Annotated in this window: 11 protein-coding genes and 2 pseudogenes; 7 read left to right on the top strand and 6 right to left on the bottom strand. The window is 42.0% G+C overall.

The genetic code is table 11. The annotated features are described in order from the left end of the window. Positions 1-78: 78 nt before the first annotated feature. The 5 genes and pseudogenes from MHH56_RS24250 to MHH56_RS24230 all read right to left on the bottom strand — a co-directional run. Complete coding sequence (locus MHH56_RS24250; RefSeq protein ID WP_339204220.1) at positions 79-1,758, bottom strand: ABC transporter substrate-binding protein; 1,680 nt, start codon at positions 1,756-1,758, stop codon at positions 79-81. Positions 1,759-1,868: 110 nt separating this feature from the next. Further along, the gene (locus tag MHH56_RS24245; protein ID WP_339204219.1) at positions 1,869-3,629 is read right to left on the bottom strand and encodes a sensor histidine kinase; all 1,761 of its coding nucleotides are present in this window, start codon (positions 3,627-3,629) and stop codon (positions 1,869-1,871) included. 12 nt (positions 3,630-3,641) lie between these two features. Then, entirely contained in the window at positions 3,642-5,207 is a 1,566-nt protein-coding gene (locus tag MHH56_RS24240; RefSeq protein WP_339204218.1) for a response regulator transcription factor, read from the bottom strand. 53 nt (positions 5,208-5,260) lie between these two features. Beyond that, positions 5,261-6,172, bottom strand: coding sequence for an AraC family transcriptional regulator (locus MHH56_RS24235; RefSeq protein WP_339204217.1), 912 nt, complete (start codon positions 6,170-6,172; stop codon positions 5,261-5,263). Between the two features lie 123 nt (positions 6,173-6,295). Beyond that, positions 6,296-6,592 (bottom strand): annotated as a pseudogene (locus tag MHH56_RS24230) (SpoVR family protein); the annotation flags it as partial. 157 nt (positions 6,593-6,749) lie between these two features. On the opposite strand from MHH56_RS24230, the gene MHH56_RS24225 reads away from it, so the two are divergent. Then, positions 6,750-7,313, top strand: a complete 564-nt coding sequence (locus MHH56_RS24225; RefSeq protein ID WP_339204216.1) for a Uma2 family endonuclease — start codon at positions 6,750-6,752, stop codon at positions 7,311-7,313. Positions 7,314-7,389: 76 nt separating this feature from the next. Here the strand turns inward: MHH56_RS24225 and MHH56_RS24220 are convergent. Next, a pseudogene (locus MHH56_RS24220) lies at positions 7,390-7,609 on the bottom strand (SpoVR family protein); the annotation flags it as partial. 371 nt (positions 7,610-7,980) lie between these two features. On the opposite strand from MHH56_RS24220, the gene MHH56_RS24215 reads away from it, so the two are divergent. The 6 genes from MHH56_RS24215 (at position 7,981) to MHH56_RS24190 (ending at position 16,451) form a co-directional block, all read left to right on the top strand. Then, positions 7,981-9,177 carry an enolase C-terminal domain-like protein gene (locus MHH56_RS24215; protein ID WP_339204215.1) on the top strand — a complete coding sequence of 399 codons (1,197 nt, stop codon included), beginning with the start codon at positions 7,981-7,983 and terminating at the stop codon, positions 9,175-9,177. A gap of 220 nt (positions 9,178-9,397) precedes the next feature. After that, on the top strand, positions 9,398-11,158 hold the full coding sequence (locus MHH56_RS24210) for a histidine kinase (protein ID WP_339204214.1): 1,761 nt from the start codon (positions 9,398-9,400) through the stop codon (positions 11,156-11,158). Then, the gene (locus MHH56_RS24205; protein ID WP_339204213.1) at positions 11,151-12,575 is read left to right on the top strand and encodes a response regulator; all 1,425 of its coding nucleotides are present in this window, start codon (positions 11,151-11,153) and stop codon (positions 12,573-12,575) included. Before MHH56_RS24210 ends, MHH56_RS24205 begins: the two co-directional genes overlap by 8 nt. A gap of 159 nt (positions 12,576-12,734) precedes the next feature. Next, on the top strand, positions 12,735-14,444 hold the full coding sequence (locus MHH56_RS24200) for an extracellular solute-binding protein (RefSeq protein ID WP_339204212.1): 1,710 nt from the start codon (positions 12,735-12,737) through the stop codon (positions 14,442-14,444). 180 nt (positions 14,445-14,624) lie between these two features. Beyond that, positions 14,625-15,515, top strand: a complete 891-nt coding sequence (locus MHH56_RS24195; protein WP_339204211.1) for an ABC transporter permease subunit — start codon at positions 14,625-14,627, stop codon at positions 15,513-15,515. A gap of 51 nt (positions 15,516-15,566) precedes the next feature. After that, complete coding sequence (locus MHH56_RS24190; protein WP_339204210.1) at positions 15,567-16,451, top strand: carbohydrate ABC transporter permease; 885 nt, start codon at positions 15,567-15,569, stop codon at positions 16,449-16,451. The last annotated feature ends 51 nt before the right edge of the window (positions 16,452-16,502 follow it).

Below are 16,502 nucleotides of genomic sequence, written 5' to 3'. Positions count from 1 at the left end.
CTCTTGAGCAAGCTTAGAAGGGAAAAGTGAAGTGGCTTCACTTTTCCCGGTTCATTATTATCATTCAGATGCTGCTGTCTACCAATTTCCTTCGATACGATCCTTTACTTTGGCGGTTACAAATTTTTCAAATCCAGCAGAACCTAGCTTATTAAACTCTGCGATGTATTCATTCCAAATGGACTCAAAGGCTGTCTCAGAAGCGAACACCATTTTTGGATAGTATTTCTGCTGTAGGTCGCCTGCTTTCTGATTGAAGATCTGTTCAGGAGAGCCTTGTTCCTTCTCGATACTCCAGGCAGGGTACCAAGCTCGTTCTACCGGTTCGGAGTAAAAGCCGGAGAAGGTCTTCAGACCGTAGGCTTTTAGCAGGGCTAGATCGCCCTCCGTGTAATTGACCGCCGCAACCTCTGGCTGACTAGTAGGCACATGAGCGTTGCCGTCCTCGTACACCGAGTTGTTGCCATATCGCGGCCACTCATAATCGAAGTATGCCCAGCCGTATTTGCGTTTGAATTCATTGTCGTTGCGGTTGGCTACTTGCTCCTTACTCATGACGAAACGGCCTTCTTCATTTACCGAGTAGGTGACATCTTTTTCACCCCATTGAATGAGCTTCTGATTTTCTTCGGTCAACAGGTTATCCCAATATTTAATGATTCGTATCGGATCCTCAGCGCTCACGGTAATTCCGAGCCCTCGGTTGTTTACAAAGGAGGGAGGATCGATATAGGCATCTGTTATGCTTTCGTCAAAGACAATGGGAAGCGCCACATAACGTAGGTCGTCATTGCCTGCCGCTTTCAAATTGTTGGTAGCATCGCCAATCTGCCAAGCATAGTTGACATATCCCAGCACGCGGCCGGACGTAAGTTTAGCGAGGTACTGGTCTTTGTTTGCAGTAAAGGTTTCTGGGTCAAGCAAGCTTTTCCGGTTCATCGCATTTAATGAAGAAAGCCAGCGCTTCTCATATTCGCTAGCCATATAAAGCTTGGCTTCATGAGTTTGCATGTCAACCATGACGTTGCCGTCGTTCGGATATCCGGCTAGATGCATCGGCTGATTGGTGATGGTGAAAAACTCGCCAGGGGTGCCTGCGAAAGTAAGGAAGCCAATCGTACCTTTTCCGTCTACCGTAGGGTATTTGGCTTGATACTGCTCGATCAGATCAAAATATTGATCTAGCGTTTTCACTTCCGGATAACCAAATTCTTTCAGTACACGTCTTTGCATCCAAAATGTACTGGACGCGTCCGGCTCCATCAAATAGCCGTTTACATTGGCCGTGAAAGGAAGAATATAGATGTTTCCATCCTCATTCGTGATCTTGTCCATATAATCGCCGTAGACACGCTTGATGTTAGGACCATACTTCTCAATCAGATCGTTGAGCGGGATGAATGCGCCTGCATCCAGAAGCTTAGAAAGCTCGCCTACTGGAGAGATGACATCAGGATAATCGCCGCCGGCGATCATGACACCAGACTTTGTGCTTGCATCTCCTACTACATATTCCATCTTCCAATCGACACCTGTCTGACCTTGGAGGATCTTGCCGATGGTTGTGTTGCTTGCAAGCACGTCTTTATTCGTGCCGAAGGCGAAGTAATCGTAGGTTACCGGTTCTGTACTTACCTCGCTTTTCGTTCCTTCTGCCGCTTTGTTTCCTCCTGCATCATTATTTGAGCAGCCAGCAAGGAGGATTGTCATAGCCGTTAGAACGGCCAGGCTGGATTGCAGCCATTTTTTGTTGCGCATTGCTGTATCCCCTTTCTCTATCAAAGTATTGTAAGCACTTTCAGTATAGAAGATAGTGTTTATGATTGTTATATAGTAAAGCTTAGATCGGTCTTTGAATAATTAAGTACTTATTGCTCGGAATTTATCTTTTTTTTGTCCAGCGGTAGACGCAGCATGATCCGTGAGCCTCCCCCTGGAGAACTGTCAATCGTGAAGCTGAACGATTCACCGTAGCATATTTTCAGGCGAGTAATGACATTTTTCATTCCGATGGAATCACCCATAATCGCTTCATCATGGAGATAATGATGAAGCTCGCTGATCTTCTCTTGATCCATGCCTACCCCATTGTCTGCAATAAGGAAGACAATCTGACCTTGCTCTTGCGCGATCTGAATCGTAATATAACCGATGCCTGGCACACTCTCAATGCCATGAATGCTTGCATTTTCTACAAACGGCAAAAAGGTCATCTTCGGAATTTCAATATCCAGCAGGGATTGATCCACCTCGATATGAAACTCCAGTTTCGTATCGAAACGGTACTTCTGAATTTCCAGGAAGCTTTCTATTAATTCAAGCTCCTCGCGAATCGTAACGAAGCTTCGCTTCCAAAGAATTGATTTACGGAAAATTTTCGCCATGTTCTGAATCGTCTTGGCCGTCTGCAGCTCGCCCTTCATCTGGCTCCGCATTCGGATCGTTTCGAGCGCGTTGAATAAAAAGTGGGGGTTGATCTGACTGTGCAGCGCGTGCAGTTGAGCTTGTCTTTGGCTTAGCTCCAGCTCTTTCTTCTGTATTTCTGTAACATACACATCATTGATCAGATTCTCAATCCGCTCGCTCATTCGGTTGAACTCCACTGCAAGCTCGCCAACCTCATCCCGTTCTCGATGATAAGGAATACGTTCGAAGTTTTTGCCTTTTACGGATTTCATGTGTTTCAGAATCTTTTGAATGCGTGTATGGATCGAGCGGGAAACAATAACAATCACAATCGTAGGCACAAGGAAATTAATCCCTGCAAACCAGAGGATAAATTGCCCTGATTGCCGGACATCATATAAAATTTTCTCTTCATCCAAAACTCCGTATATCGTCCAGTCTCCCAAATAGCGGTTGTTATGATATTGCTTGCTAATGATGATTGCCTTATTCGGTACGGGTATTTCCTTGAGACTTAGTGTCCGTCCTGTTTGGATCAGATCACTTGGTTGACCGCTCGACAGACGGCTGTAACGAGCTTGAAAAGATGGATCCATAAAGTAAAAATCCCCCTCAAAGCTGGATAAATCAAGAATTTGGTTAATGTATTTCATATTTAAGTCGATTTTCATGACATGCTCATAGGTTTCAAACCGGGGATCGGATAGCTTTTGAATAACGCTGATACTGTCGGACGTCACATATAAATAGGGATACGTGTTATTGAAATTTTCAATTTGATGATACCAATCCGTATTCCGCATCTCGTTCTCGAGCCTGATGATATGGCTCGAAGCTAGTATCGACGGATTGTCGCTCATAATCACAACAGAGCTGATGGATTTGTACTCCTTGTCGGCTCGGTTGAACAGATTGGAAATGGCATTTAGAGATTCCACATAGTGGTCATGAGAAACATGAAGGGTGTTTAAATGATTATTGAGCTGCTTGTTAATCGAATACAGATAGGAAATACCTGCTGCATCTTCAATGACTGCTCCAAATTCGGCTTTCAAAAGATTTATCGCTTGTTCCGCATCTGTCGTTTTCTGATTTTTGATGTTAATGGTGGTCACATGATAGAACATCACGTTAGTCAGTATGATCGGTATGAATACGCATACAATATAAATGAAGACCAGTTTATTTCGGAGCTTCAGATGATGAAGCCGATAGTTGAGCACGGGGGAGCCTCCTTATTTTTTACCGATAATCTTATTCCGATAATCCGTTGGCGTCATGTTTTCCAGCTTTTCAAACTGGGCGGCAAAATAATCGGCATTTTGAAAGCCTACGAGATCCGCGATTTCGTACATGCGTTTTTTCGTTTGCCGCAGCAGCCGCTTGGCGTCCTCTATGCGAAGCGACAGCACATACTCATTGAAATAAACGCCGTAATTTTTGCGAAACAACTGACCGAGATAGACTGGATTCATATGGAATTCGGCAGCTATTCCTTTTAAATAGATGTTTTCTTTGTAGTGGCTGTCGATATATTTTTTCACTTTTTCAATACTGCCCTCGTTCTTTTCGCCTCGCTTCTCCGCGATATATTTAGCCGCTTCTTCTATAAACTGCAAGAAAACATGCCTTATCTGCTTCAAATTGCGGTATTTCATCTGCCAATTAAGCAATTCGTCCAACCATTGCAGATCTTTTTCGTTTCCTCCCAGCTGCCGGATGATATTGATGATAGCAATCATGATTCGCCTAATGGTATTCGTAACGGCACCCGGAGCGAAATGCCGCTCCTGAAAGGCGATAAAAATAGCATCAATGGCGAAGTGATAACCTTTAAGTTGATTGGCTTCAACCTCATATAAGAGCTTGCTATGCAGTTCTTCATCCACATCAAAGTAATATAAGGGCAGCTTAAGCAGGTCCGATGCCATAAAGATGCCGTTAAAGCCTGCAGCAAAACGATAATTCAAGCATTCCTCAGCACTGATTCCGGATTGAGCAATTTGTTTTAAATGGCTTGTCGAATGGCCTATAAACAAAGCTATCGTCGTTGCAAGCTCCGTCTCCAGCATGTCAAGCAGCTTGGTGTAGTTCGTCCGATCTGCATTGTTTTGCTCGTCCAGCCACAACTGAGGCACAATAAAGCCATATTGATTGTACGCGCGTACATGAATGAGCAGAGCTTGTCCCTCATGATGAAGATATTGCTGGAGTGCCGTTTGCAGTGCTGGAAAATAGTCAATTGCCCCTTGAGGCAGCGTATCTTGTATTTCTGCAATGATATACGTATAGGAAGAGGAGAGTGGAAGCTCCAGCGCATGGGCAATCCGCGCCATCACTTGCTCGCTTGGTTCGGTCTGCAGCAAGCTTTCGATGACGGTTTCGATAAGCGGCTTTTCTTTCGTTATCGATAAGAGCTGTTTTTGATTCAGCGAATTGGCTATTTTTTTCAAAGTGGATGTAAACTCCTGTTCATCAACGGGCTTCAGGATATAATCCGACACATTATAGCGGAAGGCTTGCTGGGCATAAGAGAAATCGGGGTACCCGCTTAAAATAATAAACAGCGGTTGATGCTCGCACTCCGCTTTCACCTTTTGAATCAGCTCTAGACCGTCTAGCACGGGCATGCGTATATCTACAATGACTAGGTCCGGGGTCTGTTGTTCGATAAGGTCCAGTGCTTGCTTCCCATTTTCCGCTTCGCCACAGATTTCGAATTGCATAGACGACCAATCCATTAGACTTATTAAGCCCTTGCGCACAAAAAATTCGTCATCCACGATAAGCACCTTATACATGGTTTTTCCTCCTTTTAAATACCACAACTATGGCCTTAACTACGGCTATTTAACTACAGCGATTCTTTCGGTAATGATGCTTTCCCTTGCAGGCGTTTAAACGTTGAAGGTGAAATCCCTTTATATTTCTTGAATTGCTTTGAGAAGTAGCTAAGCTGCTGAAAGCCGTTTTCGAGAGCTGCTTGCAGCACGCTGCACGAGCCGGATTGGATCATCAGCGCGGCGCTGTTGACGCGGAGCATATTAATATATTCGAGTGGCCTCATGTCCGTCAGCTCCTTGAATAGCCGGCATAGATGGGACGGCGATATGGATCCGATGGATGCCAAAACGTCGAGCGTGAGCGAAGATTTGTAGTTTTTGTTGATGTACTCCAGCACTAGAATCATGTTTTTCCATTTGTTCGTGTTTAACGGATTGGCACGTTCGTATAGCTGCTTTGGAATCAAATGCGGGTAGAGAACTGCGAGAATCATATAAAGACGTCCCTTGACGCCAAGCTGAAATCCTTCGCGTTCGACGCGGCATTCCGCGAGCAAATCTTCGATTCGGTCGATCAATAGACGATCCTGCACTCGCCGTCGAGTCAACAGGGAAGGGAACAAAAGATCTCCTCGAAGAAGCGGGTTCAAACATTGCTCTTGGCAGAAATCCGTATGCAGGGCGGATAGCCACGATAGCTTGAATACGATAGCGGTGTAGGAGCAACCGTATGCGGAGTTGCAATAGCCGCTGTGGAGTTCTGCCGAATTGACGATCAGACAATCGCCAGCCTGCACATGGATCTCCACATGGTTCACGGAGAATACAGCCTGTCCCGCTCGAATATAAATCAACTCGATTTCCTCATGCCAATGCAACGGAAGAATAGACTGATTTCCCGAAAGATAATCTACGTTATAGACGGCGAACGGAAAGTCAGAGGAGCCGTGCAGAACTTTTTCCAGAAGACGGTATTCCAGCAAAGATATTCACCATCCTATCAATATTGAGTTAATTATAAACAAAATAGAGTTATAAGTTAATTTATAATATCAATTTCGTGGTAATGCTGAGGATTCGAATTCAGTATACGAAGATGGACGACGTTTATTTTGAATGAGAGAATTGCCCTCTAGAAGAAACGCGTAGCAGGGGTTGGAGTTAATAACGAGCTCATAAATTTTACTTAAGCCGAAGTCGTAATGGAGCTTCATTTTGTTGAACGTTTTCCCGAAGCTCCAATGGCTGAAGCGGGTAGGTATTCCATAAGCAACGAAGGTGTAAATGATATCCGAAGGACAAATTCGTACCGCATAGAGTAGAAATTCAAGACCAAATCCAGTAGCAATCTCCATAATTTCATCGATGGCATATTCCAATGCTTTCATATCTAAGATTGTCATTGTTGAACCCCCTATCAGAATTTGTGAGATAGGTGAAACACTGCTAATAATCGGGTAATACTGTTGATAATGAACGAGTGAAAATTAGCAACAATTCGTTTGATCATGGTACAATTAGTAAAAGTTCACACGCAAAATCAGAAGGAGGTCGAACATTGTGTCAAATCCAGATGAGAAGAAAATTCATACCTATCAAGATTGGCTGACATGGGAAGGAACGTGGGAGTTAATTAACGGCAAAGCTTATAATATGTCTCTAGCTCCTACCTCATTGCATCAATTTATTGTAGGAGAGCTTCATTTCGCCCTACGGACGTTCTTCCAGAATCGGAGTTGCTATGTGTTTGTGGCTCCGTTTGATGTGTTTTTCAGTGAAAGTGAAGAGTATCAATCACCCGATCACGTCACTCAACCTGATCTCTCGGTTGTTTGTTCTAAGGACCAAATATCCAAGAACGGCAGTCACGGTGCGCCGACTATAATCATTGAAGTGCTGTCACCTTCCACTGCATTGAAGGACTTTAATGAGAAGTTCAACTTATATCAAAAGCATGGGGTACAGGAGTATTGGATTGTCGATCCTGGGAATCGAACGGTTCATGTCTATGCTCTGCAGGATGGCAGTTACCAAGTGCGTCATTTATATATGGAGCAGGAAACGATCCAATCCATCATCTTTAAAGATTTACGAGTGCCTATGAACACGCTATTCAGTCTGTAATAACAAACACAATCAGCCGGCGAGATAAACTCTCGACCGGTTATTTTTTGTCCCTCGAAACCTAAGCACCTTGGCGATACGAAGCCCAGCCTTCGTTCATAATCTTGGTCTCGATTTGAGGCCAGAAATAGAGCATCTCATCGCGAAGCATAGATAGAATATCGCGCTGCCAATCCTGAAGAGTAGGGGAGTACTCTTCAAGGAACCAGACGAGATCTTTTTCTGGCCGTGGTGAGTGTGGGATCGACATGCTCTTGAATGGCAAGGATCACATCGATAAACTGTTCGATCGCCTCTATTGGAATGGCAATAAATATCTTAATGATCTTGTGCTAACCCATGTGATTTTGACTTTGCTAAGTATAAATAATAATGCTTAGTAAGGAATTAATGGAAAACATTAAGCGATCATGCACATCTGAGCATGGTCGCTTTTGTATGGAAATAGGTAGAGATATGTCCGATAAATAGGGGGAGAAATGCTAGAAAGCTGAGAAAAGAATAGCGCAGTCTTGTTAATCTTTGATCATTTACCGCTCTAAACGTGCTACCTATGTCTATCCCAGCGGTGGGCTTTTTTGTGTTACCTTTTTGATGTGGCAAATTCAAAATTAAAAGTAAGATGCATTCAGACATTATTTATGGGTATGGATAAAGGAGAAAATAGATGATAACAATTCGTGATGTTAAAGCAATACTGACTGCACCAGAGGGAATTAATCTGGTTGTTGTTAAAATTGAAACTTCAGAGCCTGGCTTGTACGGCTTGGGCTGTGCTACATTTACACAGCGTTATTTGACCGTAGCTTCGGCAATCGAAGACCACTTAAAGCCATTCTTAATCGGTAAGGATGTGCACCGTATCGAAGATATTTGGCAGACAGCAATGGTCAGCGGGTATTGGAGAAATGGACCGGAATTTAATAATGCTTTGTCCGGGGTCGATATGGCCTTGTGGGATATTAAAGGGAAAATAGCTGGACTGCCAGTATATCAACTGCTAGGCGGAAAGTGTCGTGAAGGTGCAGCAATTTATAAGCATGCCGATGGCAGCAGTAAAGAAGAAGTAGAAAAAAATGTGCGCGCCTGCCTAGAGGAAGGCTACCGTTATGTTCGATGTCAAATGGGTTTGTACGGTGGACGTGATCACAAGATCGTGAAGCCGGATCATGCGTTGGATGGTGCTTACTATGATCCTAAGGTATATAGGAGAGGTATTATTGAAATGTTCGAGCATTTACGAAGCACAATAGGTTGGGATGTGGAGCTAATCCATGATATCCATGAACGACTGACCCCAATCGATGCGGTAGGCTTTGCTAAGCAGCTAGAGAAATTCGAGTTGTTCTATTTGGAGGATGCACTGCCTCCGGAGCAAATCGAATGGTTTAAACTGATCCGACAGCACACAACGACACCTATCGCGATGGGCGAGCTGTTTAACAATCCGAACGAATGGATGCCATTGATCTCAGGACGTTTGATTGACTATATTCGTATCCACGTAAGCCAAATCGGCGGGATCACACCAGCCCAAAAGATGATCTCGCTTTGTGAGGCTTATGGCATTCGCACGGCGTGGCATGGTCCTGGCGATGTTTCCCCGGTTGGACATGCGGCAAACGTACATTTGGATGTCAGCAGCATCAATTTCGGTATTCAGGAATGGAATGGTTTTAAAGACGAGATTCACGAAGTATTCTCAGGAATACCTGAATCTAGAGATGGATATGTGTACCCGAACGAGAAACCAGGCCTAGGTATTGATATAGATGAGAAAATGGCTGCTAAATTCCAGTGTGAGAACGTGGTTCCCGCATGGACGCTGGCTCGTCTGCCAGACGGAACCTCCGCCCGACCTTAATAGATAGTATTAGCCAAATGGCTTTCGAAGAGCAAAACACCTAGTTTAAATAAAGACGGCAAAGCTGTAGAAATAAGGCTTTGCCTATTTCAATTTAGCCTTGCTGGAGTTTCTATTTCAGATAACAAGAAATCAGTCATGGTATGATTGAGTATAGTGAAGGGGAAATTTAAATTTGATTGATTAAGCATTTATTATTTTCTTGGGAGTGTGCAGTTCGATGTTTATCAGCATGAGGAGAACGTTCAAAGCATTTCTTTATGATTACTTGACCTTGAAGAAGAGGATTATTATTATCTTCCTGCTTAGCTCATTGATTCCGTTTATTAGTATAGGCCTGATTTCTTACTATACGATCTACTCCATTCTTACCAATAAAATTCAAAGTGGCATTCAAAGCAACTTAAATCAAGTAGAGCTTTCGTTAGAGAATACGATCAGTAATTTAAATCATGTATCCCAACAGCTTGCTTTTGAAGGCAGTGTAGGCAAGAAATTAGATGAATTTTTAACAAGTGCGGATCGCAAACCATTCGAGCGCTACAAAATGATAAGCAATCTGAAGGAAGAATTAAGCCTCATTACTTTTACGAATCCGAGTATCGGATTAACCTTGTATTATTTCCAAGACGATCATTCCTATGATCTTGAAAATTTGGGAGTCAAGGATAACTTTTTCCCGGAAAAATCGCCATTGCTTGCCAAGTATTCTGGAATTTCCTATTATGGACCGCATATGAGCAATAACCGATTCGAAAATCAATATGTGCTGTCTGCTTTAAGAAAAGTCGATCTGCCTAATCGAAATGATGTTTATGTTTACATAGAAACAGGATTACATTTGACGCAAAGCATCCTTAGCAATGATCAAACCGGTGGGAATAACTCCCATATATTTCTTGATAATGATGGTAGAATTGCCTATAGCGAATTACCGGATGCCTTTGCAATAGATACAACGTTCCCTGGCATTGAAGAGGGAAAGCCTTTCGGTACACATAATGGGTATAAATGGTTTAGGAAAGTAAGCAGTCAAGGATGGAGCATTGTTTCCGTGATCCCTAAAGCCGATTATAACAAGGAGATGAATCGATGGTTCGTTCAAATCCTGCTATTTTCGATTGTTTTTTTGGTGATGAGTCTATTCATGGCATGGCTATTGTGGAAAATGGTGTATCGACCATTGAGCGGTTTCAATAAAGAAATTAAGCTGATGGCTCAAAATGGAATTCAGACAGGTATAGCAAGAACTAGAATACCAGAGTTTGACTTCCTCCTGGATCAATTTCGGCAAATGAAAGTTCAAATTTGGGATTTGTTTGCGGAGGTTGAACAGAAGGAGAGGCGCAGAGCGGATCTTGAGGTCGAGAAGCTGCTATATCAAATCAATCCTCATTTTTTGATGAATACGTTGGATACGGTGCACTGGCTGGCTGTCATGAACGGGCAGAACGAGATTGATCGTCTTGTATCGTCATTAAATAAACTGCTGCATTATAATTTGGGGAAGCTTGGACAATCCTCAACGATTCAAGAGGAGCTAGAGGCGTTGAAGCAATACCTTATTTTGCAGCAAATTCGTTATGATTTTCAATTTGATGTGCAGATTCATATGGATGAAGAGGTATTGAAAATGCCGATTCCTCGGTTCATCCTGCAACCACTCGTAGAAAACTCCCTTTATCATGGCTTAAGTGATGAGGGCTTCATTCGAGTTGATGTGAAATTAACACAAATGATCAATATTTCCATTCATGACAACGGGTCAGGGATGTCAGAAGAAACCATTGAAAAGTTGTTAAACAGCTCAGAAGTTGAAAACAATAAGGTTGGCATGGGCATAGGGATGAACTATGTGAAGCGCATGATTGAATCTCAATATGGCGAGCGGGCAGAGTTGAAAATTAATAGTGTGCTAGGGAAAGGGACAAGCATTTTCTTAAGCTTGCCCCTCTTGGAGGTTGAACCAAATCATGATTAAAGTGATGATTGTTGATGATGATAAATTAGTTCGAAAGGGACTTATTTCGGCAATGCCTTGGGAGAATTTCGATATGGAGGTTGTCGGTGAAGCAAGTAACGGCAAAAAAGCATTGGAATTTTTGGAATCCAATCGTGTTGATTTACTGCTTACTGATTTAGCTATGCCTGTGATGTCGGGGATTGAATTAATAAAAAAGGTCCGTAAAGAGTTCTCTCATATCTATACTGTAGTCTTGACGCTTCATCAGGATTTTGAGTACATCCAAGAGGCGCTTAGATTAGGCGCGATTGATTACATTGCTAAAGTTCAGCTTGAAAAAGAGCGCTTTGAGGAAGTACTTGAAAGAATCTACAACCGAATTATGCAGGAACAAAAAAGAGATCCAAATGCAAATGAGCTTTTTTCAATGGATCGAGGCTACGCATTGCTTTCTAATAACAAGGCTGTTGGAGAGTATTGGGTAAAAGAATGGAGCGATAAGACAGACCAATCCATAGTTGAGGTGGATATTAATCTTTGGTTCTGGATGCAACCGCTAGAGCAATCCAACGAATTATGGCTGGAACGGTTTTCACAGGTCATCTGTACTAAACCGGGTTGGAATCTAATCAAGCTTAATGGTCTTTATGGTAAATGTCATAAAGATGTACATCGTCGGCTAAGAGAATATAGAGAGAAGGATTTCTTTTACGACTATGATCCGCATTCTAGCGTTCAGTCTATTTTGCTGCAAGAGGGGGACAATCACAAGCAAGTAAGGTCTGAAGAAAGCATGAATCATGCGAAGGAGCAATGGTCGTCTTATGAATGGATTTATCAAGACAGTCTATTTAATCATCAACTCTATACTTTGAAGATGATGCGGCTGCCTCAGGCGATGCTGCTTGGGCTGCTGTATTCGTTAATCGATAAATGGAATCTTATATTCTCTCCTGTGGGCATATTAAAAATTCAGCTGCCAGATTCTTTTGATTCATGGGATCAAGTGGATACATGGTTTATAACCATTCGTAATATGACCCGCAGCGCCATTGTTAAACCCACATTTTCCCAAGAGGTTGTGGAATGCATTATTAAAGCTGTTCATATCGCTCATGAAGAGATGAATCATCAGATTACTGCAGCTAACATTGCTAAAAGGGTCAACATGAGTCGAAGCTATTTTAGCCAATGCTTTAAAGAAATTGTTGGTATGAATTTTAGTGACTATTTACGACAGGTTCGCATCGAGAAAGCAAAGGAGCTTCTGCTCTATACCAACAAGACCATTCTTTGGATTGCAGAAAACGTTGGTTATATGGATGAAAAATATTTTAGCCGCACCTTTCGAGAGCAAACGGATATGCTTCCGAGTAAATACCGACAAGCGTATGATAAAACGCATGATATAGGTAGAGATATGACCGAGAAATAGGGGGGGAAATGCTAAATAGCTACGAAAAGAGCCGCAAAACCTTGCTAATCTTCGGTCATTTACCTCTCTAAACGTGGTACTTATGTCTATCTAAACGAGAAGCTTTTGTGTGTTACCTTTTAGGTGTGGACAAATTCAAAAGTGAAAGAAGGAACACGCATGAGCAAGTCTAAAAAATGCATTCAAATGTTACTTGCAGCTATGTTAGTTGTATTACCGGCATGCAGTAATTCAGGTACTTCCAAAGAACCATCAAAGCCTTCAACGGAAGGAGCACAAACGGAAGAGATACAAGAAGAAGCAGATCCTTTTGGAAAATCCGAGGAGCCAATCACAATTAGAATTGGAAAAGAAATTGATGCGTCGGATAAAAGCTTGCCAGACGGGGAATCTCCTGAGAACAACCAGTATACCCGTTATATTAAAGAACAATTGAACATAGATACGAAAATTGTTTGGCAGGCTGCTGGAGGCAAAGATTACGAACAGAAGATCAATTTATCCATTGCCAGTAACGACTTGCCTGATGCGATGGTTGTGAAAGAGACGCAGTTTAGGCAAATGGTAAAGAGCGGCCAGCTTGAGGATTTAACTGATGTTTATAATAAATATGCTTCGCCTACCATTAAAGGCATCGTTGAAACAACGAATGGGCTCGCACTCAAATCAGTTACAGTAGATGGGAAAATGTATGCCTTGCCAAATGTAACACCGGAATCAGATATGGTCCATTACATGTGGATCCGCAAGGATTGGTTAGATAAGCTAGGTCTAGAGCCGCCAAAAACGATAGATGATCTGGAAAATGTGGCTAAGGCTTTTGTGGAACAGGATCCCGACGGTAATGGAAAGGCAGATACGGTCGCTATCTCGGGCCCGCAATTGGGAGGAACTATCAATGCGGATTTTATGAATCCGAATAATAACAATTATGGGTTTGATCCCGTGTTCGCTTCTTTTCATTCCTATCCTGGATTTTGGGTGAAGGATTCTGAGGGGAAAACAACTTATGGTTCTATTCAGCCAGAAACAAAGCAAGCGCTTTCTAAACTGCGTGATTTTTATGCAAAGGGTTTAATTGACAAGGAAATGAGTATTCGTAAGAATGCTCAGGAATTGATCAAGAATGGAACCGCAGGTATTTATTTTGGTGTATGGTGGTCAGGCGGGTACGGCCCGTTAGCGGATGCGATCAAGAACAACCCAGAAGCAAACTGGCAGGCTTATGCTGTACCTCTTGATAGTAAGGGTGAATTCACTCCACATATGGGTAACCCGTCGAATCAATATCTTGTTGTCCGCAAGGGCTATGAGCATCCAGAAGCAGCAATTAAAATGCAAAATCTTTTGTATCGCGACGAATCAAAATTCGATGTGAATGTTGCGATTAGCAATTATCCATTGCGTTTGGTTTATGCTTCGATGGATGTAATGGATGTTACCTATAATATGTTAAAAGAGGTTTTAGCGGGTACGAAACAACCGGAAGAGCTAGATCTTCCCGGATATAATTTATTAAAGGCTGATGCTGAAAATATCAAAAAAGTTAAATTAGAACCCTACGACAATTATGATATTCAGTATTGGAATCCGAATGCTGATATAGGCGTATGGAAACGAATGTATTCAACATTTGTAGGCATATCGCCATTGCAGCAGCCGTATAAGAAAACTTATAGCGTTACCTATTCACAGACAAAAACGATGGAAAGAAAATGGGCTGCATTAGATAAATTGGAAAAAGAAACATTCCTCAAAATTATTATGGGTGCTGCGCCATTAGATTCATTTGATCAGTTTGTACTCGATTGGAAGAAGCAAGGCGGAGATCAGATTCTAGCAGAAGTAGACGAAATTGCAAAACAGTAAAATCCCTAGAGGCGTCAGTGAAATCTGTCGCCTTTCTTTAAAAATATAAGAATTTATAAATTTGTTAGCTTATAAAGGATTAAGAAGTCTTATATTTCTCGGAATGAAACGCACTGCGCCGCCAACTGATGGCAACAGCCGTTTCACCTTGATCAAGTGAGAATGGAAGTGATTCACAATATGAAAACCAAGGGTTATGCCAAGCATTACTATGTCATGCTCCTACCCGGATTTATTTGGTTGGCTCTTTTCAGTATTGTTCCTATGTTTGGGATTGTTATCGCTTTTCAGGATTTTAATCCTGGCTTAGGTATTTTTCATTCTGAGTGGATTGGTTTGGAAAATTTCAAGTATATGTTTACGCTTAATGATAGTAAAACGATATTTTTTAATACCATTTTCATTGCTGTGATGAAAATTGTAGCGAATTTGATCGTACCGCTGACCTTTGCTTTGTTGTTGAATGAATTGCGCGTAACCATCTTGAAAAGATGGATTCAGACGATTGTTTATTTGCCCCATTTTCTATCTTGGGTTATTCTTTCCGGTATTCTTCTGGATATTTTTTCTTTTAATGGACCGATTAACGCTATTATGTCTGTATTCGGCATAAGTCCTACTTTATTTTTTGCCAGAGCGGATTTGTTCCCCTTTATCATTGTTGGAAGCGATGTCTGGAAAGAGTTTGGCTTTAATACGATTATTTTTTTGGCGGCATTGACGGGAATCAATCCCTCTTTATATGAAGCAGCTGCGATCGATGGTGCCTCGCGCTTGCAGCGTTTGAGAAATATCACACTGCCTGGCATGATTACAACGGTTATTTTGCTCACTGTGCTAAGTCTTGGAAATGTCTTAAATGCGGGATTCGACCAAATCTTTAACCTTTATAATCCTCTTGTTTATTCTAGCGGGGATATCATTGACACCTGGGTATATCGAACTGGTTTGTTGAATTTGCAGTATGGATTAGCAACGGCAATGGGGCTGTTAAAATCTGTTATCAGCTTTACTTTAATTGCGACTTCCTATTTCTTGGCTGCTAAGTTTGCAAATTATCGTATTTTTTAAACGTACGAACCGAAATTCACGACGACATGTTTAATATAAAGGAGCATTACTATGGTTATAGAAAAAACATTTGGCTCCAAGGCATTTGATGTTTTGCTTGTCGTGCTTCTGGGTGGTATTGCACTGTTGTGTGTACTTCCCTTATGGTACACGCTTGTAATCTCGTTAAGTGAGAATGCAGCGGCTTCCGCAGGTCAGGTTGGATTATGGCCGGTGGGGTTTAATTTCGGTGCCTATCAAGAAATTATGGGGGACAGCAAGTTTTTCAATTCGTTTTGGATTTCAATACAGCGTGTTGCGTTAGGAGCAAGTCTTAATTTTGTCATTATCCTTCTCTTAGGTTATCCCTTATCCAAAAATGCCAAAGATTTGCCTCTTCGTAATGTATTCATGTGGATTTTGGTTTTCACTATGCTGTTTAACGGCGGCTTGATTCCTTGGTATCAAACGATTAAATCACTCGGCTTGATCAATAATATTTGGGCGCTTGTGCTAGGGCAAAGCGTTCCGGTATTTAATGTTATTCTCGTCATCAACTATTTTCGCAATCTGCCTAAGGAGATAGAAGAGGCGGCATTAGTGGATGGAGCAGGGCCGTGGCAAATGCTTATTAAAATTTTCACTCCTCTGGCTGTTCCGGTGCTTGCGACAGTTACTTTATTCAGTATTGTCTATCATTGGAACGAATTTTTTAACGGTCTTGTTCTCATGTCCAATGCCGATCATTATCCGCTGCAAACCTACATCCAACAATTGGTCGTCATCATTGATGCGCAAACGATGACTGCAGAACAAATTCAAAAGATGAGTGAACTTTCTAATCAGACCTTAAACGCAGCCAAAATCTTTATTGCGATGATTCCTGTTTTAATTATTTATCCGTTTTTGCAAAGATTTTTTATTAGTGGGATTACGTTAGGATCTGTAAAGGAATAACCAATAGTCTTGTAAGCTGCTTTTCCATCTACTATCGTTTTCATACTTAGG

This window comes from Paenibacillus sp. FSL K6-3182, assembly GCF_037976325.1.
GTDB lineage: Bacteria > Bacillota > Bacilli > Paenibacillales > Paenibacillaceae > Pristimantibacillus.
This window is presented reverse-complemented; position numbering and strand designations above follow the sequence as displayed.

What these genes read in the sequence shown, in the direction of transcription:
- MHH56_RS24205 (WP_339204213.1), top strand. Translation starts at nt 11,151, where the DNA reads ATGATTAAAGTGATGATTGTTGATGATGATAAATTAGTTCGAAAGGGA.
- MHH56_RS24210 (WP_339204214.1), top strand. Translation starts at nt 9,398, where the DNA reads ATGTTTATCAGCATGAGGAGAACGTTCAAAGCATTTCTTTATGATTAC.
- MHH56_RS24240 (WP_339204218.1), bottom strand. Translation starts at nt 5,207, where the DNA reads ATGTATAAGGTGCTTATCGTGGATGACGAATTTTTTGTGCGCAAGGGC.
- MHH56_RS24200 (WP_339204212.1), top strand. Translation starts at nt 12,735, where the DNA reads ATGAGCAAGTCTAAAAAATGCATTCAAATGTTACTTGCAGCTATGTTA.
- MHH56_RS24195 (WP_339204211.1), top strand. Translation starts at nt 14,625, where the DNA reads ATGAAAACCAAGGGTTATGCCAAGCATTACTATGTCATGCTCCTACCC.
- MHH56_RS24190 (WP_339204210.1), top strand. Translation starts at nt 15,567, where the DNA reads ATGGTTATAGAAAAAACATTTGGCTCCAAGGCATTTGATGTTTTGCTT.
- MHH56_RS24250 (WP_339204220.1), bottom strand. Translation starts at nt 1,758, where the DNA reads ATGCGCAACAAAAAATGGCTGCAATCCAGCCTGGCCGTTCTAACGGCT.
- MHH56_RS24215 (WP_339204215.1), top strand. Translation starts at nt 7,981, where the DNA reads ATGATAACAATTCGTGATGTTAAAGCAATACTGACTGCACCAGAGGGA.